This window comes from Bradyrhizobium sp. LB13.1 (assembly GCF_054056815.1).
This window is the reverse complement of the sequence record NZ_JBSRYQ010000001.1, coordinates 726,095-747,224: the sequence shown is the minus strand read 5'-3', so window position 1 is coordinate 747,224 and position 21,130 is coordinate 726,095. Positions and strand designations below refer to the sequence as shown.

Genomic DNA, 21,130 nt, shown 5'->3' with positions numbered 1-21,130 from the left:
CTTAGCCCGGTCCTGATGTGGGGCGCTTCTACTCCAACGCAATCCCGGTGCCAACTGCTGCGTGCGGCTTTGCCCCCGTCATTGTTAAGGCTGCGGATGGTACGGGCCCCGGTTCCGGCCCTAACCACCTGATTTGGCCCCCGGCGGGTCGATCCAGCCCACATTGCCGTCGGCCCGGCGGTAAATGATGTTCACCCGGCCGCTGGAGCCGTGCTGGAAAACCAGGCAGGGCGCACCGCTGAGGTCGAGCTCCATGACGGCCTCGCTCACCGAAAGCTGCTTCAGGGAGGTGGTGGCTTCGGCGATGATCACGGGGCTGTAGCCGGTGACCTCGTCTTCGTCCTCACCCTCGCCCGGCGCCTCCAGCACGTAGCTCGTGGCATCCATGGCGGCGAGAGCGGCGGAGGCGACATGGGCCTTGCGGGCCGAGCGGTCCTTGAGCCGGCTCTTGTAGCGCTTGAGGCGCTTCTCGATCATCAGGAGCGCCAGGTCGGCGCTGGCATAGGCATCGGGCGCGTTCGAATCGGCCTCAAGCGTAATTCCCGAATCAAGATGCAGCGCGCAGTCGGTGCGGAAGCCGAAGCCGTCCTTGCTGAGCGTGATGTGCCCGGAATAGTTGCCGTCGAAATATTTACGCAGGACCTCTTCAGTCCGGTCGGTGACGCGGCCGCGCAGGGCCTCGCCGACGCTGACGCTCTTGCCCGAAATCCGAAGAGTCATGTGATACCTCGCTTGGTTTGAGTGCCTAGCTGGGATCGGCCGCGAAGGGGGGATGAGAGTAGCGCGATTTCGCGCCAGCGCAATCAGGCCGGCACGGTGCTGCGGGAGCGATCGGACATTGCGGTGGAGAGGACGTTACCAAGAGCGCTCTGCTTGTCGCGGCGGCGTTGCACCGAGGAAGGAATGCGCATGGCTTCGCGGTACTTCGCGACCGTGCGGCGGGCAATATCAATGCCCGAGCCGCGCAAGCGTTCCACGATGGTGTCGTCTGACAGGATCGCGGACGGCGCCTCCGAATCGATCAGCTGCTTGATGTGGTGACGCACGGCTTCGGCCGAATGCGCCTCGCCGCCGTCAGCCGAAGCGATCGAGGCCGTGAAGAAATATTTCAGCTCGAACGTGCCGCGATTGGTCGCCATGTATTTGTTGGCGGTGACGCGCGACACCGTCGATTCATGCATCTGGATGGCGTCGGCGACGGCCTTCAGATTCAGCGGCCGCAGGTGCGCCACGCCATGGGTGAAGAAGCCGTCCTGCTGGCGCACGATCTCGGTCGCGACCTTCAGGATGGTGCGGGCGCGCTGGTCGAGCGCGCGCACCAGCCAGGTCGCATTCTGGAGCGCGTCGGTGAAATAGGACTTGTCGCCGTCCTTGCCGATCTTCTTCGAGAGCTGCGAATAGTAGGTCTGGTTGACCAGCACGCGCGGCAAGGTGTCGCTGTTGAGCTCAACATGCCAGCCGCCGTCGGGACCGGGGCGGACATAGACGTCAGGCACCATGGTCTGGAGCCGGGCCGAGCCGAACTTCATGCCAGGCTTGGGATTGAGCCGGCGAATCTCGCCGATCATGTCGGCGATGTCCTCGTCGTCGACGCCGCAGAGCTTGCGCAAGGCTCCGACGTCGCGCTTGGCGAGGAGATCGAGATGCTCGACCAGGGCCTGCATCGCGGGATCGTAGCGGTCGAGCTCGCGGAGCTGGATCGCCAGGCATTCGCTCAAATTGCGCGCGCAGACGCCGGGCGGATCGAATTTTTGCAGCACGGCAAGAACGTTCTCGACGTCCTGTTGCGATGCGCCAAGCCGCTCGGCAGCCTGGCCGAGATCCGGCGGCAGATAGCCGGCCTCGTCGACGAGGTCGATCAGGTACTGGCCGATCATGCGCTGCGCGGCCCCGGTGAAGGCAACCGACAACTGCTCGGCGAGATGGTCGCCGAGCGTGGTCTCCGCAGCGACGAAGGCTTCGAGATTGTAGGCCTCGTCACCGGAGGCGCCGCCGCCCCATTCGGTATAGGTGGTCGGCGCCGCATCCTGGGCGTTGCGTGCGGCAGCCTCGGCCGGCTCCTCGGAGAAGACGTTGTCGAGGCCGGTGTCCATGGTCTGCTCGATCTCGGCGCGGGTGCCGAGATCCTTGCTCATCCATTCTTCCTGGCCCGGCTCGAACGCCTCGCCCGGACCGCCGCCCGGCTCGTCATTGTGGCCGCCGTCGCTATCGTTGAACTGGCCGGTCTCGGCCGGGGCTTCGCCCGCCGGGGGCTCGTCATTGGCCCGCTCCAGCAGCGGATTACGCTCGAGTTCCTCTTCCACGAACGTCGTGAGATCGAGATTGGACAATTGCAGCAGCTTGATCGCCTGCATCAACTGCGGCGTCATGACCAGCGACTGCGATTGCCGGAACTCTAATCTCTGCGTAAGCGCCATGAAGCAAGAACCGATCCCAAAAGTTGGTCCGATTTTTGCTTATCCTAGTCCGAGCCTGATGTACACGTCTTGACGAAATGGAAAAACGGGCTAGAGGCGGAACTCCTCGCCAAGGTAAAGACGGCGTACGTCCGGATCGGCGACGATCTCATCCGGGCTCCCCTCGGTCAGGATTTCACCGGCATAGACGATGTAGGCGCGATCGGTGAGGCCGAGCGTCTCGCGCACATTGTGGTCGGTGATCAGCACGCCGATGCCGCGGTTGGTGAGATGGCGGACGAGGTCCTGGATGTCGCCGACCGCGATCGGATCGATGCCGGCAAAGGGCTCGTCGAGCAGCATGTAGTTCGGACGCGTCGCCAGCGCTCGCGCGATCTCGACGCGGCGCCGCTCACCACCGGACAGCGCGATCGACGGCGATTTACGCAGGCGCGTGATGTTGAATTCGTCGAGCAGCGAGTCGAGCTGCTGCTCGCGCTTCTTGCGCGAGGGCTCGACCACTTCAAGCACGGCGCGGATGTTCTGCTCGACGGTGAGGCCGCGGAAGATCGAGGCTTCCTGCGGCAGATAGCCGATGCCCAGTCGCGCACGCTGATACATCGGCAGCTTGGTGACGTCGTGGCCGTCGAGCTCGATCGCGCCGCGGTCGGCCTTGATCAGGCCGGTGATCATGTAGAACACGGTGGTCTTGCCGGCGCCGTTCGGACCGAGCAGGCCGACCGCTTCGCCGCGGCGCACATAGATGCTGACGCCGCGCACGACTTGGCGGCTGCCAAAACTCTTTTCCACGCTATGCACAGCCAGGAAGCCCGGCCGCTTCAACAGCTGAGGCCCGCCGGAACCATTGGGCCTGGCGGCGGCGGCCCTGACGGGATGAACCGCCTGCGCGCGCGGCTCGGCTTGATAGGTGGCCTGGAAGTCAGCCTGGAACGGGTCGGGCGCATGCATCGGCTGGTCACGCGCAATTGGCGGCGCGTCCCGTACCGGGCTGGCCACGAGACCGCCGACGCTGTCACCGAGCGCGGTGATATCCTGGCGCGCAAATCCTGGCCGGCCGCGCTTGGCGGGGCGCCGACGGAACATGCTGAAGAGATCGACCATCCCCGCCTTCTAGCCTTTCGCGACGATCCTGCGCGGAACTCACGCGATCTGCCGCGCCGGCTTGCGATTCGCCGACACAGCATGAGTTAAGGGATGTCCCGTGCCCAGTGAAACACCCCCGATAAGCGGCGAATCCCGCTTCGAAAGCCCTTCGCACCAGATACAGTCTCGCCGGGCAAGCTTCAACCTCGGATCAGCAGCGCTCGGCCCAAGCGATTGAAATCATTCTTCAAATTTTACTTCGGTTTACCGGCGCGCCAGGCAGTTGCAAAGGCCCCGCGCCGGGCTTGCCCGGTCCTCCGGATCCGCAATCATTGCCGCCGCCCTGTGGCAGCAGCGCCTGCACCCGGCCGGTGTCGGATTCCACCCGCGACACGCCGGTGGTCATGTCGACCGCCAGCCGGTCGCCGCGCAGCACGTTCTTGCACTGCGTCAAGACGACGCCGCCGAGCATGGTGATCTGATTGGTCCTGGTGTCGAACACGGCGGTCTCGCCTGTCACCACCTGGTCCTTCTGGGTGACGACGACATTGCCGCGCGCCTCCAGCCGCTTGATCGAGGAGCTGCCGCCCGGCCCCGGCGTCGCCGACTGCATCGGAGCGCCCTTTGTCGCCTTCGCCGCAGGCTGCGGTGTGGCCGGCTTGTCGCCGCCCGAATCGTAAAACACCACCAGCGTCTTCGAGGTCATGGTGGTGTCGCCCTGGATGACCTTCACATTGCCGGAGAAGGTCGCCTCCTTCTTCTTGTCGCGCATCTCGAGCGAGGCAGCTTCGATCTGGATCGGTTGATCGCGATTCTGCGAGAAGCCCTGCATCGCGTTGGGCACGCCTTGCATCGTGCTCTGCGCGATTGCCGCACCCGTTGCGAGCAGTGCGACGCCGACGGCGAGCGCGGCCGCACCAGGGATGACGCGCCGCTTGTCTTTGTTGCGCGGAAAAAACCTGATCATGAAAATCACTTTGAATTGGCAGACTTGTTCTGCGGCGTGCGTGTCTTCACCGGCGGCGCAGGCTCGGGTGGCGCAGGCTGAGCGGCGGCAGGATCGTCCAGCTTGTCGAGATGCATCACCACATTGCCCTCGAAGCGGATGACATCGCCGCCTTCCGTGATCCGCAGCCGATCGGCGGTCAGCGTGCCGTTGGTCAGCTTGACGTCGACATGCTCATCCGAGGAGACCGTGCCCTTGCCCATATCGACAAAGGCCGAGTTCAGCCGCGCCTCGTAGCCGGTCGAGGTGCGCAGGAAGATGTCCTTGTGCAGGTCGAGCTGCTGCTGCTTGTTGTCGAACCGTCCGGTGCGGGCATCGAGGAAAAGGGTCGATTGGTCTTCCATCAACACTTTCGCGCGCAAATCATGGAGATCGACATGGTCGGGATCGGTGATGTCCTGTGTCGCGGTCTTGGCCCAGAGCTCGTAGGGCCGCTGGTCCGGGGTGAAGCCGGACATATGCGGCGATTCCATCGTGATCTTGGTGCCTGTCACCACGAGGTTTCCGGAGTCGAGCTTCACCGGGATCTTGAAGGGATTGAGGAAGGTTGACACGGCCACGATCACAGCCATGGCCACGGCCACCGTGGTCGGCACCGCGATGCGCAGAATCCGCACCAGGCGGCTGTGGCGAGCCGCGCCGGCGAACTTCGCCGCAAGCGCGGCGTCATAGGTGGGATTATGGGCCGAATTCACCTGGGCTCCTGAGGTGTCGCTCGCCTGGTCCGGTTGACGGGCGCCCTATTGTAGCCGGCAACGCCAAAATATGCAGCCGGCGACAGGCCGTCAGGAAAGTGACCGAAACGGGGCGACCGCCCAAGCGAGCCGCCACGCGAAGCTCTAGGAATGCGCAAAGATGTCCTCTTCGGCCCAGCCCTGGAGGTCGAGCAGGGCGCGGGTCGGCAGGAAGTCGAAACAGGCTTTTGCCAGCGCGGTGCGGCCTTCCCGCGCCAGCATGGCATCGAGCCGCTCGCGCAAGCCGTGCAGATGCAGCACGTCGGAGGCGGCGTAGGCGAGCTGCGGCTCGGTCAGGCTGTCGGAACCCCAATCGCTCGATTGCTGCTGCTTGGAGAGATCGACGTTGAGCACCTCGCGCACGAGGTCTTTGAGGCCATGGCGGTCGGTATAGGTGCGGATCAGGCGGGAGGCGATCTTGGTGCAGTAGATCGGCCCGGTCATGACGCCAAACGTCTGGTAGAGCACCGCGACGTCGAACCGCGCAAAGTGGAAGATCTTCGTGATCGCGGGATTGCCCAGCAGGGCCTTCAGGTTCGGCGCGTCGGTATGCCCCTTGGGGATCTGCACCACGTCTGCGCTGCCGTCGCCGGGCGAGAGCTGCACCACGCAGAGCCGGTCTCGGTGCGGGTTCAAGCCCATGGTCTCGGTGTCGATCGCCACCGCTCCGGTGTAGCGGGACAGATCGGGCAGGTCGCCGCGGTGCAGGCGTACGGTCATGGCGTTTCAAACCTCAATCGAATCGGTGCGCTTGGCAGGCTAATACCCGGGACAGACGCTGGCGAGGGCCGGCCGCGATGTATCCGCTGGCAGCCGTCGGCGCAAGCATCAGGCGCGGCTGGTCATACAGAGCTGCGGCGCTACTCGTCATTATCGTTTGTCATTGTCTTTTGGCATCGCCGGCAAAACCGGATCAAGGCCGGACGTAAACGGTCTCGTAGGCGCCGGTGTATTGCTCGCGCCAGCCTCGGCGCACCACGAGAAAGTGCCGCAGCTGGTCGTGCGCCTTGACCCACAGCACGGCGTCGATCCGGTATTTGTCGAGCACCATGTCCCACGCGGCTTCGTCGACCTCCCAACTCACCAGCTTGAAATAGTCGCGCAGCAGATCATCCGGATAGGCCGTCGCGGCGCGGCCGTCGACGAACAGGGGGACAGTTCCGTGCGTCGCGAAAATCAGGTAACCGCCGACGTTCCAGTTGTTCAGCACCCGCTGACCTGCGAGATGCTTTTGCAGATAGCCGGCATCTTCGGTCGACAGCATCTGCGGAAGTGCGAGCGCCGGCGCAGCGCGTAGGTAAGCCATCGGCAGGGTGCACAGACCGACGATGCCGGCAGCCAGCAACGGTCCACGCACATCGAGACCCGTGAGACGTTCCGGCAGCAAGCGGCTGAGGTGAAGCGCCATCGGTGCGGTCGAGAAGATGAAGAAGAAGGCGATGTACCTGAACTGATACAGCCCCAGAATCAGGAACAGCCATGACATCAATCTCGGTTCGAGTGGAACTGGCCTGGAGTTTCTGTAGCGCAGCTCGAGCGCGACGAAGGCCAGCATGTACAGGATGCCGGGAATGCTGCCGGGCATTTCCATGTTGTGATAGTAGGACAGCCATTCGCCGATATTGCCCTGGACGAAGTGCCCCATCGTCGCGGCAGCACCGGCATAGATATTCCAGCCGAGCGGGTTGACGAATGTCGCGGCAAGACACCCGATTCCGGTGAGCGCAAGGATCCTGAGGTCAGCCCAGGCCGCTCTGAGCAAGGCGGCGCCGAAGAACACGCCGATCACGAAGAAGCCGAGCAGAAAGCCACCGTGCAGATTGGCCCAGAGCGCCATCAACACGGGAAGCACGAACCATCGCGTTCGTCTCAGGCACTCGCGGTAGAAGACGACGCAGAACAACATCGTGCATGTATTCGGCGAGACCGCGAGATACATGTTCGGCGAAGCTTCGTAGGCGGGATAGAGCAGGCAGGCAAGGAAGACCGAGACGCAAACCGCGATCGCCGATGCGCCGTAGCCAAGAGAGATCGCAGTCAGGATGCCGACGATCGCCGCGCCACAGGCCACCGTCAGCACGACGAGGCCGCCAAAGCCCGCGTATTGAAGCGTCGCACTGGCAAGCGCGTCCCAGAGCCAGGACAGATTGAACCATGGCTTGTCGCCGTGGGTGAACGACCAGGGGTCCTGGGGCGGGATAGCGTTGCTGTCCCGGATGAGATCTCCGGCCGCCAGATGCCAGCCCAGATCGTAATGACCGAGCAGAAGCGGCGCGTTCAAGACGTAGAACAGGCAAATGAACGAGATCAGGAACAGATAGATTCCCGATCTCAGAAGAAACGGGCTGATCGCGTTCGCAACCTTGTCGAATGCCGACGCGCGCCAGACCTGGTGCTGATCCACCGCTTCCCTCACGACAAAGCGAGCCTGACGGCTCTGCGTGCTCGCCGACCGCCGGTTGCGAGCCTGACCGCTGACTTAGGCCAAGTTGTCTAAAGTGGAGTAAATTCGGATGGCGCAATCGGGGTATTGGGGAACGAAATTTGGTGCGGCGGCAGGTTTCCGAGGTCTCCAACCAGCTGTTTTGCTTGAAAAATACTTTCCGCCAATAAGTTATTGGCGGCGAAACGGAGAGATCTGGCATGGCTGTGAGCGCTGATTTGGGAGAGACGCTCGAGAGCGTGGTGAACGAGCCCGTGTCGTCCGGACGATACCATTCCAAGAGCGAGGTGCTGCGCGAGGGAGTACGCCTCGTACAGGAAAGAGAGACGAGGCTGGCCGCCCTGGACGCCTCGATTGCACGCGGACTCATGGATGCCGATGCCGGCCGGACCAAGCCGGGTTCTGACGTGTTCGATCGGCTCGAATCCAAACTGGCGGCGCAAGCGGACCGCAAGTGATCCTCACCGTCACGGCGCCCAGGAAAGGATTGCCTTGGCAAGACTGCAAGGCACTGATGTTTAAAGATTTTTTATCATCGTGTCGAGGCGTTGTTACACAGCCTTGTTCACACCGGAGGACTAGGCCGGAGTTGTTTGAGCTTGTTCGCTCAATTTTTCGTATATTCCTCCCCTGAGAATCAAGGGGCACAGGCGGGGGAAATAGGACGTGTCGGAAGACGAGTTTGAGCCGAGCCATTTGCCGCGCGGACCAGCAATAGCTGAACCGGACTGGATCGCCAGCAGGATGGCTACAGTGATTTCGGACAGGCCCGTCCCAGCTAAGACGGCGGCTCTTCTGCAAATCGAAATGCGTGGGCCCTTAGCCGCACGCAGGCTTTCCTCCGGAGGTTTGGCCGCTCTAGCGGAGCAATTGCTCAAAAGTCTCGGGGAGGATTGATGCTCGAAGAAATTGCGCTCAGCTGGTTTCGGGGCGCGTCGACCAAGATTTCTCTGGAGACGCAAAACAAGAGCATCGTAATTCACGGCCCGAACGGATCAGGGAAGTCGTCATTCGTTGACGGCATCGAATATCTGCTTTCTCAAGGTAAGCTTCAGCACCTCGCTCATACCTACAGTGGCCGCAGGCAAGAATTGGGAATTATCAACACCGGAGCCACGCCAGACGCAGATAGACACGTGGAGTTACGCTTTAAGGGCGCTTCGATTAAAGGGACGATTGCTCCAAACGGCGCCTGCAGTATTTCCAACCGGGAGATCATAGAGAACTGGAATTCTCGGCGTATCATCCTGCGGCAAGACGAAGTGAGCGAATTCATCAAGGCAAGCGCTGGCGATAAGTATTCTGTCCTGCTGCCATTGCTCGGGCTTGATCCCCTAGAGAATGTTGCTGTCAATCTCAGAGCACTCGGGCGCAAGGTCTCGGAGATTGCGAACTATGATCGCCTCCAAGGTCGCCTCTCGCAATTAGAACTCGATTGGCAGGCAAAGTTCGGATCGGATGATTGGGAGATCGTAAAGGAAAAGCTAAAGGCCATTTATCGTGCTCATATGACCAATGGGTCAGAGCCGACAAGCCTAAAGGCCTTGGTAAATGAACTCCGGCCGGTGCTAGACAAAGTCGTGAGTGGTCTCCAGTCGGAGCAGGCGGCTCACTTGGCAATAAAGACAGCCGCAGATCAGCCGCTTAAGAAACATCTCAGCGAAGTTCAGCGACTGGCAGTCGAAGCGCTAAAGCTTTCCGAACCGCTTATCGAAACCCGGCTCTCCATTCTTGAGAGCATCCACGTATATGCCGAGCAGCTTAACGCCGATGGCAATGTCGATTGTCCCGCGTGTGGACAGAGCGTATTAGCGAGCGACCTAAAGGCCCACGTTGCAAGCGAGAAATTGAGGCTAGAGGCAGCTATCGCGATCTTTGGCGAGCGAAACGCCTCGCTGAACTTGCTTGCCGATAGCATTGCTATTGTTCAAAGTTGTCTCAGCCGCCCTGAACTGGAGGGTTGGCTTGGTGCGATTGCTGGCGAGCAGATCAAGGAACACGTTAGCCAGTTTCGCGCCCTGCAGATCGACGCGCTCCGAGAGGGCAAGCTAGATGCGTCCTCTACGGCGTTTACCAAAAGTATTCACTGCATCGCGGACGAACTAGCGAACGCCGCAAACCACGTCCCGCCCTCCATAGAGAAGCTCGTTGCCGATCTAGGGATGCTCGATGCTGCGAGCCACTTTCCTGAGATAGTCAGGCTAAAATCCAGGACAGAGCAAATCGATGTGCTCACAAACTTCATCACAAGCATGGAGAACGAAACACGCGAAGAAATTAAAGCTCAAACGAAATCGGTAGTAAAAGACATAAGCGACGACATTCAAGGGATGTGGGCCGTTCTGCATCCTGCAGAGCCAATAGACGGGGTTCATCTTTATCAGCCGGAGGGCTCAGACAAAGCCCTCGATATCGCATTGCGGTTCTACGGAAGAGAGCAGTTAAGCCCACGCTTGACCCTGTCGGAAGGCCACCGAAACAGCTTGGGTCTTTGCGTTTTTCTCGCCCTCGCGAAGCGCGATAGCAACGGTGGTCCACTTGTATTAGATGACGTCGTCAGTAGCTTCGATCGAGAACACCGGAGCTACGTGACGGACCTCCTTTCTCAAGAATTCTCCGACAGACAGGTTCTTATTTTCACGCACGATTACGATTGGTTCGTGGAGCTTCGAACCCGCCTCGCAGCCAAACTTTGGCACTTTAGGATTCTGTTGCCATGGAAGGAGCCAGCTATCGGGATTCGCTGGGCGAACAACGCCGGGGGATTTGATTTAGCCAGAGAGCTTTTGGAGAGCGATCCCGCGAGCGCTGCGGCCAAGGCACGGGCGGTAATGGACACCCAGCTTGCGGCCATTGCTGAGGTGCTTGGTATCTTGGTGCCCTTCATAAAGGGGCCGCGTAATGATCTCAGATTTGCGGGCGATTTGCTGGAACGTCTCTCAAAGGACTGCGAGCGTAAAATGCGCAGGAAGAACGGCGGCGAATACACGGTTTGGGACGTGCCTACGCAGAAAGCCAAAGCAGCACAGGGATTGTTGCTTCCATTTGCCAATGCCGGAACTCACGGGCGCTACGTGTCGAAGGGGGAGGCGGACCGTTTGATTGATGCTTGTGAGGCCGCGATAGACTCACTCACCTGCGAGGCCTGCAAACACCCCGTTTGGAATGCCGCCGTCAGGGATCATCATTTGAGATGTGACTGCGATGCTATCCGCTGGAAACTTTAATTTCACACTGGAGACTTATGGTGCGCGTGCGTTGGGGTAAGCGGTTGGGTGGTGGCTTTCGAGTATCGTCACGGGGCTTGCGCTGGTCGAAAGGCCTTGGGGGTGGCTTCTATGTCACCACGGGTTTCGGCGGTGGCCGTCGTCGCTATTCGAGTGGCGGCGGTGGTGCGGAGGCGATGGGCATCATCGGAGCCATTCTTCTGATTGGTGGGCTCTATCTCGTTGGTGCCTACGGGATTCCCGCATGGCTCATCCTTTTCGCCATTACCACTGGCCTTGGCTCCTCTCCTACAAAACCACCGTTCCCGGCGAATCCTGTTCTTCGGCGGCCGCCCTGTCGGCTTTATTCGCCATGCTGTTGGGCTTTTCCATAGACCTCGGTGTTTTCCTGTCCGTGATTCTCGCCTTGGGCTATCTGGGCGTTGTGTCGCAGCTTCATCAACCCACCCCGCCCGAAGCCTGAGCTTCCAAAGCGTTGTTTGATTGAACGTGATCCCACGCTAAGCGTCGCCACGAGGCTAAAGGGCAGTTTGGATACCAAACGGGCTCGCATCGCATTGGCGCGGCTTCGCGACGCAGGCATCAAGTCTGAGTGCCTCGTCGCCATCGTGCTGGCCGTCGCCGCGTTAATCGAGGAATACGCCCGACAGTTAGTCATTCCCAAAGGAAGGGCGACGCTCTGAGTCGGTCGAACCTGAATTTAGCTGGTAGGTGCGGCTTCCTTCACGAAGTTGACCTCGCGGGCGCTTTCATGGTGGCGGATCACGCAGCCATGGGCTTTGGCGAAATTGTAGGCGACTACCTTTGCGTCGTCGTCCTCGACGCCGGGCGGGAATATCACCTCGAACATCTCGTAGTTGAGGGTGGCGGCCTGACCGGGTTGGAGGTCGGCGAGTAGTTTTTTGAAATCGTCAATTTTCATCTCAATTTCCTTATTGCGGACCCACCAGACGCAGAAATGGGGTGGGTAGGACTATTTAGCGAAGCCGCGACTTTGGCCGCCCTCCGGCGTGTCACAGGATCACGGGCTCACATGATCCTGTGACCGTGTGCCCAGGTGATTCGGAAGCTCCCGAAACCGACAAGATAAGGATGCGCCCCAACTTCAATGGAGCGCCAATCAGAAATGGTCCGCGCCAAGCTGAACGCCATTTCGTTCCGCCACTAGCCTCACGTAGCCGCGATTGACCTTCTCTGGGAATTCATACCAAGAGTTTCGCGACTTCTCCAAAATGTGGCCGTGACGCTGGTCGGTTAGCTTGTATAGACGGTCGCGATACTTTTCATACGTAAGGAAGGTCCGCTTTTCCTTGATCTTTGTATCGAACAACTCTTTGCGCAGCCGCTCTTCCATCATTGGAACGTACGACCCATCATACATCTCCCGGCTTTGTCGCTGCATGTGGGTGCCTGCCGCGGCCGACCAGAGGACCTCTTCATAGTCGAGCGAGTTCTTAGTTTTTTGAATCGCCAGCTTGTAAGCCGTCTTCAGCGGAGACTCGGCCTGCTCCATTGATCCCATCACGGCCGCATGAAAATCCTCCGATGTAATCACCGGGTCATGCGGATGCTTGTCGAAGGCGATCCAGAACAGGTTCTGCGCTACCAGATGAATATAGTAGGGAAAGCCGTCGCTGATGTGTCCCACGCGGATCAGATGCTCACCGTCAACCTGGAAACCTAGCGCGTCCGCCGCTCGCGTAACGATACGCCACCGAGCATCGTGAGATATCTGGTCAACCTCGACCGGGTGCAAAGGCCGGTTGGACGAGAGATGCCCGCTAGTCAGCTCGTCAAGAGTTTTGCCTATGCCGCAGAAGACGAAGCGAACGTTTACTGACTTGTCGTGAATGCGTTTGATCAGGTCCGAGAACTTGCGCTTCACTTGGTCGTCTTTGATCCGATCGAACTCGTCTACGACTATGAGAGGCTCAGAATATCCCGAAAGTTGCGCGGCCTCACCAATCATGTCTGCCGCCTCGTTGATGGTCTCAACCTTGTCGGGGATGATCCATGTCCCCCCGCTCCCCTTCACCTCGTATTTCAGGAATGCCAAGTTGATCCCCGCTGACTGCTGAAAGTCGCTTTGGCGTTTCAGAATGCTTGAGCCAAGGAAGTCTCGACAAACATCCCTGACGAGGTAGTCGAAGGTCGCGTCTTCATCGCACCCGACATAGGGCGGATACGCGTCAATTTTCAGGAACGCCTTGGCAGCGCTCACAGCAAGGGACGTTTTCCCAATTCCCCGCTCACCGTGAATAAAGACGTGCATTCCCTTAGAGTTTAAAGCGCGGCTAATTTCGCGCAGCTTCACTTCGCGCCCTTGCAGCGACTTGATGTCTTCAATCGGAACGCCGGGGACAATCAATCGCTTCAGAATGTCCCGAAACTCATCTTCATTGGCGAACTTCATGCCAGCCTTCGGCAGTGCCTTCATTGTTTGCCCTACGCCCGCGCGATGGAATCGTAGGTTGATGATGGGGCTTTGCACAGCCGCAAGCAATACGCGCTCACCTGTTGGTAGCTCAATCAAAGTGCTGGTATTCGAGCGAATCAGTCATGGCTCCGGGCGACATCGGGCAAAGGGTCTCCAATTTGAAAGGTGACCTCGTAGCGACGGCTTTGAGCTTTCCCCCCGTGGGTGGTCTCAATTTCTGAAGTATCATTCGGCGCCACGTGCTGCGGCCCGAGCATCGCATCGCGCCCCGCCTGATGGCGCCCCACCGAGGCCCTTCCCTGAGTCGTTTTGACTCACACGAGCCCTCTTGATCCCCGATTCTTCCTAAAAATATGGTGACAACGCTCGTTGTCTAAGATTTTGAGCCGCCACCTTCGGAGGAAAATGCAGTGAAGCGCCGATTTGTTGCCTACTATCGAGTGTCTACCCGCAAGCAGGGCCTATCCGGGTTGGGGATCGATGCACAAAAGACGGCCGTGACAAAATACCTCGGCGATGCATTTACGAACGTGATCGCGGAATTTACTGAGGTTGAGAGTGGGCGGTTCAATCAAAGGCCGGCCTTGGAGCAAGCACTTGCGGCAGCACGTCTGCACCGTGCGACTCTTGTGGTCGCAAAGGTGGATCGGCTGACCCGCTCGGTGGGCTTCCTTGAGCGGCTGCTAGAGGCGGGCGTGGAGGTATGCTTCGCTGATCTCCCAGCCATAGAGGGTCCTACCGGTCGCTTCATATTGCAGCAGATGGCTGCTGTCGCGGAGCTTGAAGCGGGCCTCATCTCTGCCAGGACCAAGGCAGCGCTGGCAGCCGCTAAAGCACGGGGGCGGAAACTCGGCGGCCACCGGGGTGGAACGATGTCCGGCGATGTCCGGGCCTGTGGACGACAGGCGCAATCGAGGCTTGCCGATAGACGAGCAGTGGACCTTGGCCCGGTGCTAAAAACCCTAGCGGTAGAAGGCATCGTCTCACCAATTCAGGTCGCTCGCGCCCTTACATTGCAGGGCATACCGACGACCAGGGGACGCGCTCAATGGTCAACGGCGGCTGTAAGGCTCGTCCAAGCTCGATTGAAGAAAATAGGGAACGCCAACACTTGACCTCATACGAGCCCAACCGCGACGAGTAGCGGGGAGCGGATAGGGGGAGTTGGACCCCACCAAAGACCCTCGACAGTTAGCGCAGGGTGGGGCGTGTGGGTGGCAGGAGTGCAGGGGGTGAGGGGGCAAGGAGTGGGGGGTGAGCAACGCAGGGAGCGAGCCCCCCCTAGTTTGGGTGTTTTTCTCGTGCCTCAAATCTGGAAAAGCTCGTCGAGTTGAACGCGAGTAAGGCTCCGACATGAAGAAAATACCCTGGACTTTCGAAGTAACAATGGGCCGAGTGCAACCTCGGATCGGTCGTGGCCAAGATGGAGACCCGATCTATCTTCCGTTGTCCGCGTCTGCCTGCTCTGCATGCCGTGAGTATTACGATCAAGTCGACCGGTATCTTAATCGCACTTCAGCGGATTTGCCTCCGCTGGATCGCTTGTCTGCGGAACTCCCACATGGAGCAATCCAAAGGATTGAGCTTGCGAGTGGTCAAGACGATCTTTTCGGCCCGAAGGCGCTAGTCACGATCGTCGACGAGGATCGGCCCAGGGAAACCAGGAGTCCGCGAATCTTCGATCCTGAATATGTCCCAGCGATCGTGATGATGACCGCACCCGGCGGCAGCGTTCGCTTCAACGATTCGAAGTCGAACAAAGACAAGAATGGAGACGTCACACGGTCCAACGATCGGCGATTCTTGCTAACGTTTGGTCGGCGAGCAGAGCAGAACATTCGATTAATGAGAATAATCTTTGACGCCCCGAAGGGCCAGCAGGTTCATAGAATTCATCGTGAACTCGATGCAGGCTATCACTATGACCATCGGAAGAGTGTTCTCTATCTGAAATCGGATGATTCGGTTGTGCAGTCGGGAACGCCGGCCGGATACAGCACTAAAGGCCGCGCTGCGGCTATCGAGGCGGCCGGACAGCATTTCGATCGAGCCTTGAAGAATAAGGGCCTCGGAGCCGTTTCTCACATCGCAACGACTCGGGTGGCATTTGAAAGAGAGTTGCGGCGAATGTTCCGGTCCGCAGATGACCTCCATAGAGAGCTCGTGAAGCGTCGCCGCGCGGAAAAAGGACTCAAGTTATGAAATCGTGGAGCGCGAAATACGCCGATCAGGCTCAGCTGATGCAAGAGCCAGCGTCGTTGGACGTGTTTGTGGTTGGAACGCAAACTGCGAACAATTTAGCATCCGCCCACGCATTCGACGTTCTTTTTGTGGATTCGGACCGAATGGCAGTGCCCACACACGTCAACGTGAGTGACGGTGAAAGCAGGCAAGAGCGAGCCTGTCTAAGCGCGGTAGTCAGAGCACTACAGATCGTCGCCCCGGGGTCGTCTATCCGCGTCATCTGTCGGCTTGAAAATGTCGTGGAGGCGCTGAACGGTGCGCGAAGACTTAGGGTGAATGCGGACATATCGAACGAAATTTCTGCGCTGCGAGAAAATAAATCTATTAGCCTCTGGGCAATCCGGTCGCCGAATTACGGGAGAGAGGATTTTATCCTAAGCGGGCTGCTCCATAAGGCCCAAGCTGCTCTTTTACAGTCTCTTGGTGTCTTAAAATCTGAATGACCAACCGTGCTCACCGTAAGGCCGCTCTGAAGGAAAGTATACGCTTAGGGCCGCTCGCAGCAGCAGCCACTTGCGCCATTCCCGGCTGCGGGCGGCCGACCATGAAGGCGGTCCGCCAAGGTCTAGCCCCTCACCACTGCCGCCGCCACGTAGAGCACCGGGCGCGTCATGGGTCCTATTGGCGGCCGAGCTTCAAGGCTTCCGAGTTGCGGCCATACATCACCGCCGCGACCGCGTATGTCGGGCTAATGGCGTCTAACGATAAGTTTATCGCCGCAGCAATTGCCGACATGGGGCGGACGCTAGAGGACGCTGGCCCGGTGGAGATCGCGACGCGCCTCAAAGGGTTGTCCGCCACGAAACGAGCAAAGATCGGACTGGCGCGGCTCCGCGTTGAAGGCGTGCCCACGCAGCGCATCGTGTCCATCGTCCTCGCTGTCTCCGCCCTGACTAGGACCGACACGACAGCCCCCCGGACGAAGGAGTTTCGGACGGTTCAGATCGCAAAGGCTATTCAGAGACTGGCCTCAGGAACTCACCGTATCTGGGAGGTCGAAGATCATCAGGGCCGGAAGCGGCGGACGGAAATGCACGTCTATCCAAAGAGCACCGGGCGTGCCTTGCGGGAGATGGGCCGAATGTTGGAGCCCCCAAGCCTTGAATTGGTTGTGGAGAAGCATGTCGCGGGCGTCATGGCCCATCGGCAGCGCTACGGGCGGCCCCGCGCGGCGGGTTGATCGATGTCCGCGAGAATTCAAGTGTCACAGCATTCGGGTGAGCTATCTGGTCGGAGTGAAGCAGTGCGTGCATATCGAAGGTTCGGGCAGGTCACTTTGAACACATGCCTCACGCTCCGATGACGCAATCACCGAACTTAATGTGGTTCGATCCACTGCTCCGGGCCAAGTCGAATGAGCTTGCCCATGCGGTGCAATGTTTGCGCGACGCGCTGCTGCTCCATGAGACCGATAGCGGCGCTAGGAAGCGAGCGCGGAAGGAAGCGGACAAGGAGAAGTTTGGCCTCGCCGTTGAAGCGCTGGCTTGCAACCTAGTCCTGCTCAGCGCAATCGACTCCGGCCCCCATCTCGCGGTGCCCCGGTCGCACGACTTCCTTTGGCCGGGCGAAGGCAGCGCCAACCCGGTATACGGCCAGCATTTCCTATCCGCGATAGATGGGCTTTCATCGCTTGGTCTCATTGACGAGGAGCGAAGGGGATATAGGGTCTCTGGTAGAACGCGGATGCCGTCGCTCATTCGACCAAGCACAGCGCTTGCTCAACATCTTCCGTTGGCGCCGCCCGACTGGCGAGCCGTTCAGCAAATCGATGACCATGCACTGATCATCTTGAAAGAAAGCAAGGACGATGACGGCCGCGCAGCCTCGATAGCCTTCCGGGACACCACAAAGACTCGTCAACTCGCGGGACAGATCAAGCGCATCAATGAGTTTCTACGCAGCGCGAGCATCGAGGTTATTGGTCAGGACACCGGCCTCTCTTTAGGCAAAGATGGCCAAGTGATCGCGCCCTATCGCCGTTCTCTTCGGCGCATCTTCAACAACGGCAACTGGCAGCACGGAGGCCGACTAGCTGGCCCGTTCTGGTTGGGTATGGAGCGAGCCGAACGCTTCGAGCGCATCCGGATTGATGGCGAGCGAATAGCTGATGTCGACTACAGGCAACTCTTCCCGCGCCTCGCATATGTGCGGGCGGGACAGCCGCAGCCGGAAGGTGACATATATGACGTGGCGGGAGACGGCTCGGGGCGAGATGGCTGGAAGACGCTGATGAACGCGATGTTGTTCGCGGACGGTCCTTTGCGGAACTGGCCGGAGGACACGCTTCAGCACTTCCCTTCGGGCACGAAGCTCCGGGACGCGATCAAGATGCTAGTCGCGCGCCATGCCCCCATCGCTGATTTGTTCGGCACCGGGCTGGGCTTTCAGTTGATGCGCATCGAAAGCGACATGCTGATCGGGATCATCACGCATCTTGCGAGCATTGGGGTCACCGCTCTGCCGCTCCATGACGCGGTGCTGGTCGCGGAATCGAAAGCCTACGTTGCGGCGGACGCGATGCAGGCTGCTTTCACCACGGCTACGGGATCTTCCTGCGCGATTGTCTCCATAGAATCTTGCCCGCGATAACAGTTACTTAGAGCAAAATTGGCCCTTATGCCTCCGCTAATGGAGGAGGAAGCTAGAGGGGGAAACTCAAAGGTTAGAACTTAGAGGTCCGTCTCAGGGGGCCTGTAAGGGCCGCCTTCAAGTTGGGAGGGTGACACCACCCCTCCTCCATTGTGACCCCTAGTGCGGCCTCTAAGGGTCACCCTTCACCAACCCTGAAGGGTCACCTCCAAGCTAGGGTGAGTGACCACCACCCCTCCTATATGGCCACCTCAAAGGACAGTCCCTAAGACTAACCCTTCGGTCTCCTCCATAGGGCCAAACCATGCGCGGACCAAGGCGGTCTCAATTCATCCTCTGACACAGCTTCCTGATGATCTCGCGAAGGTCATCGGCATACTCCTCGATGATGCGTCGAGCCTCCTCCGTGCGCGTCGGCTTGGGCGTCGGACGTTTCTCGGGCGGAGGCTCACTCATGCCTAAGGCTTGGCAAAAGGACGCAGCGGCCATTGACCTAAATCAAAGGTCATGTTCGGGCCGAACCTGAGGTCCGGTGCTAAAAGTGACCTGCCCGACACCGGACGAGATTCAGACCTAACCCCGGGTCCTCTTCTGGGGGACAAGCAATCGGTCAGGGCTCGTCTTCAAGGCACGAGCCAAGCGGGCCAGGACGATGATGGTGCAGTTACGGGTGCCCCGCTCAACCTGACTGACGTAGGTCCGATCAAGCCCCGCCTCTAGGGCCAAATCCTCTTGGGACAGCCCGAGCCCCTTGCGTGCCTTCCGCACGGCCGCCGCCACCACGTCAACGATGCCTGTCTCGTCGTCCATCCATCGGAGCAGGCCGTCATGATGACTTCCGGTCTACGGACTATGAGTCCCATTTTCCCGTTGGGGCATGATGACTATCGTCTACAATTACGACGGTCCGTTCAGGAGGGGATGCAGGAATGACAAACACTGAGACCACGGCCCCGAGCGCCCGCGGGCCCGAGCCCATGAAGGACCTTTTCGATATCCTTAGCTTCTACGCAACGCTCTGGGGATTTGTCGCGCTGAGCGTCTGGGCCGAATGCGAGGCGATAACAGCGCTGGGTGTCCCGGAGACGCCTCGGATATCCCTCGCGGGTGTCAGCGCGATTGCCCTGTTCATCTACGCTGGTGAGCGCCTTAAGAGGGACCAACGAGTGAAGCGGTTCGTTGACCAAATTCGTTATGCTGTGATCCTAGCTGCAGCGGCTTTGCTCGGGGCCTATCTTCACGCGAACCACAAAGACGACTCGTATGACAGTGCCCTGCGTGATGGCGCCGTGCTGGCCTGCTCAAAGATAGCAGCCTGCAAAGCGGCAGCGACCGAATATGCCAACACGCGCTAAGAGCTAAACCGATATCGGCTTACAGGCGCAAACCGGACCATCTCCGCTCAATGTGACGAGGCTGCTTGTGACCCGACGCAGACCCCGACTGCTCTCAAACGGCGGATAGGGTATCCCGCCCTTAATCATCCGTCAGCCCTCGTTGCAACTTTTTCCCGGCTTCATTGTTGACGAGCTGGAGGGCCGCGGTGGCTGGAGAGGCCGGCTGGCCGTGGTCTCGTTCTTACCGGAGGCGCTTACATGAAGTGGATTTGCTTGGTCGGCTTAGTGGCAGGGACCGTTGGTCTAACCACTGCACCATTTGCTTCCGCAATGCCCGCAGCCAAGCCGGGCGCACTGGGCGCGACTCAGACTGCCCCTATTGAGGTCAAGGGGGGCCACGGACATGGCGGTGGCCACGGGTGGGGTCATCGAGGCGGGCGTGGTCATCACTATGGTTGGGGCAGAGGCCGAGGCCATCACTACGGCTGGCGCCACCACCGCTGGTGAAACAATGTTAACGATGAGGCGCCACCTTGTGACATGGACAGCATCGAAGATTCGCCGAGAGCTAAGCCCGCTTGGACGCAGCACGAATTAGCCCGACTAATCCTGCTCGCCAGAGAACGGGCCACCGCAGCCGAGGCGGCCAAGGTGCTGGGGCGCCGCGTTAGCTCGGTGCGTCGGCAAGCTCGCGAACAGGGTATACTGCTTTACAAGAACTAGTGCGGTGAAGGATTTCCGAAGATGGATGATCGTCAGGATATCGTAACGATCAAACGGAAGTTGGCACACTGTCGCGAGCTCATGAAAGAGTTTCCGGACGGGCCAACCGCGAAGCACATCCGGGAGCTTGAGGACGAACTGAGATCTGAGCTTGCAGCCGAGGTGCGCACCCTTACGCGGCAGTAAACCGCCTCACTGCTGACCGCTCCGGAACTCGCAATCAATAGGCTTGAGGCCGTCTCAGCGGCGGCCTCGACAAAGCGCTCAAGCAAGGTCCGCTTGTGGCCTTTCGGCGAGTGGCAGCATCGCTCCACGAGGTCCGCTTATTGAGGCATGGCGGACAAGATTGCTCAGGTTGAGTTCTTCGCATTTGACACATTGCAGACCCAAGAGAGCGAGCAACGTCGGCTTGAAATCGCGCCCAGGATCACCTAGATTTTTGCTGTGCAACGCGACCGTCTTCAACGTCTCCGTCAACTAGCCATAACAGCCATGTTCGTGGCGGTGTCGGCGTTTGTGCTTCAGGTAACCCTGATTTCGATCTCGCAGGCCAATGCGGCCGTTGGTACGATGCCGGCGCCTGCCGTTACGTTGAGCGGTTCCCTGCATTTCCACGATCAGTTGGCTGGTCACGTGCACTCCCACAGTGGTGACGGCGCCGCAGGCCACGTGCATGACGGGGCGGATCACGATGATGACGAGGGTGGTCCAAGCCTCACTTGGAACATGTTCGGCACTTCAATCGCGTCACCGCAGTTCATGACCCTGCTCAGCCCCTTTGAGGTGCTGATCCCTGTCGATCTGCCGGTTGCGCAAGCTATTGTCGGCGTAAGGCCTGACGAACTCACGCGGCCACCAAGTACCTTCAGCATCGCGTAATCCGGGCGGCC

19 protein-coding genes are annotated in these 21,130 nt (G+C 59.6%); 9 read left to right on the top strand and 10 right to left on the bottom strand.

Annotated features, from left to right (window positions below):
- Positions 1 to 120: 120 nt before the first annotated feature.
- The 7 genes from hpf to ACVWYI_RS03505 form a co-directional block, all read right to left on the bottom strand.
- Positions 121 to 720: a ribosome hibernation-promoting factor, HPF/YfiA family gene (gene hpf, locus ACVWYI_RS03535; RefSeq protein ID WP_247352758.1), complete on the bottom strand. Its 600-nt coding sequence runs from the start codon at positions 718 to 720 to the stop codon at positions 121 to 123.
- A gap of 83 nt (positions 721 to 803) precedes the next feature.
- Positions 804 to 2,417, bottom strand: coding sequence for an RNA polymerase factor sigma-54 (rpoN, locus tag ACVWYI_RS03530; RefSeq protein WP_247352756.1), 1,614 nt, complete (start codon positions 2,415 to 2,417; stop codon positions 804 to 806).
- A 90-nt stretch (positions 2,418 to 2,507) separates the two neighbouring features.
- Positions 2,508 to 3,518, bottom strand: coding sequence for an LPS export ABC transporter ATP-binding protein (lptB, locus tag ACVWYI_RS03525; RefSeq protein WP_456661254.1), 1,011 nt, complete (start codon positions 3,516 to 3,518; stop codon positions 2,508 to 2,510).
- Positions 3,519 to 3,747: 229 nt separating this feature from the next.
- Entirely contained in the window at positions 3,748 to 4,467 is a 720-nt protein-coding gene (locus ACVWYI_RS03520) for an LptA/OstA family protein (protein WP_456661253.1), read from the bottom strand.
- A gap of 5 nt (positions 4,468 to 4,472) precedes the next feature.
- On the bottom strand, positions 4,473 to 5,201 hold the full coding sequence (gene lptC, locus ACVWYI_RS03515) for an LPS export ABC transporter periplasmic protein LptC (protein ID WP_456661252.1): 729 nt from the start codon (positions 5,199 to 5,201) through the stop codon (positions 4,473 to 4,475).
- A 144-nt stretch (positions 5,202 to 5,345) separates the two neighbouring features.
- The gene (locus ACVWYI_RS03510) at positions 5,346 to 5,960 is read right to left on the bottom strand and encodes a ribonuclease D (RefSeq protein ID WP_456661251.1); all 615 of its coding nucleotides are present in this window, start codon (positions 5,958 to 5,960) and stop codon (positions 5,346 to 5,348) included.
- Positions 5,961 to 6,153: 193 nt separating this feature from the next.
- A complete protein-coding gene (locus tag ACVWYI_RS03505) occupies positions 6,154 to 7,644 on the bottom strand; it encodes a hypothetical protein (protein ID WP_456661250.1) in 1,491 nt (496 codons plus the stop codon).
- A 239-nt stretch (positions 7,645 to 7,883) separates the two neighbouring features.
- Here ACVWYI_RS03505 and ACVWYI_RS03500 point away from each other — a divergent pair, with 239 nt between their 5' ends.
- From ACVWYI_RS03500 to ACVWYI_RS03490, 3 genes are all read left to right on the top strand, one after another.
- Positions 7,884 to 8,141 carry a type II toxin-antitoxin system ParD family antitoxin gene (locus ACVWYI_RS03500; RefSeq protein ID WP_456661249.1) on the top strand — a complete coding sequence of 86 codons (258 nt, stop codon included), beginning with the start codon at positions 7,884 to 7,886 and terminating at the stop codon, positions 8,139 to 8,141.
- A gap of 438 nt (positions 8,142 to 8,579) precedes the next feature.
- Complete coding sequence (locus ACVWYI_RS03495; protein WP_456661248.1) at positions 8,580 to 10,910, top strand: AAA family ATPase; 2,331 nt, start codon at positions 8,580 to 8,582, stop codon at positions 10,908 to 10,910.
- A 244-nt stretch (positions 10,911 to 11,154) separates the two neighbouring features.
- Positions 11,155 to 11,373, top strand: a complete 219-nt coding sequence (locus ACVWYI_RS03490) for a hypothetical protein (RefSeq protein ID WP_456661247.1) — start codon at positions 11,155 to 11,157, stop codon at positions 11,371 to 11,373.
- Between the two features lie 237 nt (positions 11,374 to 11,610).
- On the opposite strand, the gene ACVWYI_RS03485 is transcribed toward ACVWYI_RS03490, so the two are convergent.
- Positions 11,611 to 11,832 (bottom strand): hypothetical protein, encoded by a 222-nt coding sequence (locus tag ACVWYI_RS03485; protein WP_456661246.1) that lies wholly within the window; start codon positions 11,830 to 11,832, stop codon positions 11,611 to 11,613.
- A gap of 198 nt (positions 11,833 to 12,030) precedes the next feature.
- Positions 12,031 to 13,347: an AAA family ATPase gene (locus ACVWYI_RS03480; RefSeq protein ID WP_456661245.1), complete on the bottom strand. Its 1,317-nt coding sequence runs from the start codon at positions 13,345 to 13,347 to the stop codon at positions 12,031 to 12,033.
- 410 nt (positions 13,348 to 13,757) lie between these two features.
- Between ACVWYI_RS03480 and ACVWYI_RS03475 the strand changes: the two genes are divergently transcribed.
- The 4 genes from ACVWYI_RS03475 (at position 13,758) to ACVWYI_RS03460 (ending at position 18,180) form a co-directional block, all read left to right on the top strand.
- Positions 13,758 to 14,462, top strand: coding sequence for a recombinase family protein (locus tag ACVWYI_RS03475; RefSeq protein WP_456661244.1), 705 nt, complete (start codon positions 13,758 to 13,760; stop codon positions 14,460 to 14,462).
- Positions 14,463 to 14,700: 238 nt separating this feature from the next.
- Positions 14,701 to 15,549: a hypothetical protein gene (locus ACVWYI_RS03470; protein WP_456661243.1), complete on the top strand. Its 849-nt coding sequence runs from the start codon at positions 14,701 to 14,703 to the stop codon at positions 15,547 to 15,549.
- 691 nt (positions 15,550 to 16,240) lie between these two features.
- Complete coding sequence (locus tag ACVWYI_RS03465; protein WP_456661242.1) at positions 16,241 to 16,771, top strand: hypothetical protein; 531 nt, start codon at positions 16,241 to 16,243, stop codon at positions 16,769 to 16,771.
- A 140-nt stretch (positions 16,772 to 16,911) separates the two neighbouring features.
- Positions 16,912 to 18,180 carry a hypothetical protein gene (locus ACVWYI_RS03460; protein WP_456661241.1) on the top strand — a complete coding sequence of 423 codons (1,269 nt, stop codon included), beginning with the start codon at positions 16,912 to 16,914 and terminating at the stop codon, positions 18,178 to 18,180.
- Between the two features lie 573 nt (positions 18,181 to 18,753).
- Here ACVWYI_RS03460 and ACVWYI_RS03455 read toward each other — a convergent pair.
- A complete protein-coding gene (locus tag ACVWYI_RS03455) occupies positions 18,754 to 18,990 on the bottom strand; it encodes a helix-turn-helix domain-containing protein (RefSeq protein ID WP_456661240.1) in 237 nt (78 codons plus the stop codon).
- Between the two features lie 167 nt (positions 18,991 to 19,157).
- Here ACVWYI_RS03455 and ACVWYI_RS03450 point away from each other — a divergent pair, with 167 nt between their 5' ends.
- The gene (locus ACVWYI_RS03450; RefSeq protein WP_456661239.1) at positions 19,158 to 19,535 is read left to right on the top strand and encodes a hypothetical protein; all 378 of its coding nucleotides are present in this window, start codon (positions 19,158 to 19,160) and stop codon (positions 19,533 to 19,535) included.
- Between the two features lie 1,197 nt (positions 19,536 to 20,732).
- A complete protein-coding gene (locus ACVWYI_RS03445; protein WP_456661238.1) occupies positions 20,733 to 21,119 on the top strand; it encodes a hypothetical protein in 387 nt (128 codons plus the stop codon).
- Positions 21,120 to 21,130: the final 11 nt, after the last annotated feature.

Coding starts and splice junctions, on each gene's coding strand:
- ACVWYI_RS03470 (WP_456661243.1), top strand. CDS start 14,701: ATGAAGAAAATACCCTGGACTTTCGAAGTAACAATGGGCCGAGTGCAA.
- ACVWYI_RS03480 (WP_456661245.1), bottom strand. CDS start 13,347: ATGAAGGCACTGCCGAAGGCTGGCATGAAGTTCGCCAATGAAGATGAG.
- ACVWYI_RS03460 (WP_456661241.1), top strand. CDS start 16,912: ATGTGGTTCGATCCACTGCTCCGGGCCAAGTCGAATGAGCTTGCCCAT.
- hpf (WP_247352758.1), bottom strand. CDS start 720: ATGACTCTTCGGATTTCGGGCAAGAGCGTCAGCGTCGGCGAGGCCCTG.
- ACVWYI_RS03495 (WP_456661248.1), top strand. CDS start 8,580: ATGCTCGAAGAAATTGCGCTCAGCTGGTTTCGGGGCGCGTCGACCAAG.
- rpoN (WP_247352756.1), bottom strand. CDS start 2,417: ATGGCGCTTACGCAGAGATTAGAGTTCCGGCAATCGCAGTCGCTGGTC.
- lptB (WP_456661254.1), bottom strand. CDS start 3,518: ATGGTCGATCTCTTCAGCATGTTCCGTCGGCGCCCCGCCAAGCGCGGC.
- ACVWYI_RS03450 (WP_456661239.1), top strand. CDS start 19,158: ATGAAGGACCTTTTCGATATCCTTAGCTTCTACGCAACGCTCTGGGGA.
- ACVWYI_RS03510 (WP_456661251.1), bottom strand. CDS start 5,960: ATGACCGTACGCCTGCACCGCGGCGACCTGCCCGATCTGTCCCGCTAC.
- ACVWYI_RS03485 (WP_456661246.1), bottom strand. CDS start 11,832: ATGAAAATTGACGATTTCAAAAAACTACTCGCCGACCTCCAACCCGGT.
- ACVWYI_RS03500 (WP_456661249.1), top strand. CDS start 7,884: ATGGCTGTGAGCGCTGATTTGGGAGAGACGCTCGAGAGCGTGGTGAAC.
- ACVWYI_RS03455 (WP_456661240.1), bottom strand. CDS start 18,990: ATGGACGACGAGACAGGCATCGTTGACGTGGTGGCGGCGGCCGTGCGG.
- ACVWYI_RS03490 (WP_456661247.1), top strand. CDS start 11,155: ATGGCTCATCCTTTTCGCCATTACCACTGGCCTTGGCTCCTCTCCTAC.
- ACVWYI_RS03520 (WP_456661253.1), bottom strand. CDS start 4,467: ATGATCAGGTTTTTTCCGCGCAACAAAGACAAGCGGCGCGTCATCCCT.
- ACVWYI_RS03445 (WP_456661238.1), top strand. CDS start 20,733: ATGTTCGTGGCGGTGTCGGCGTTTGTGCTTCAGGTAACCCTGATTTCG.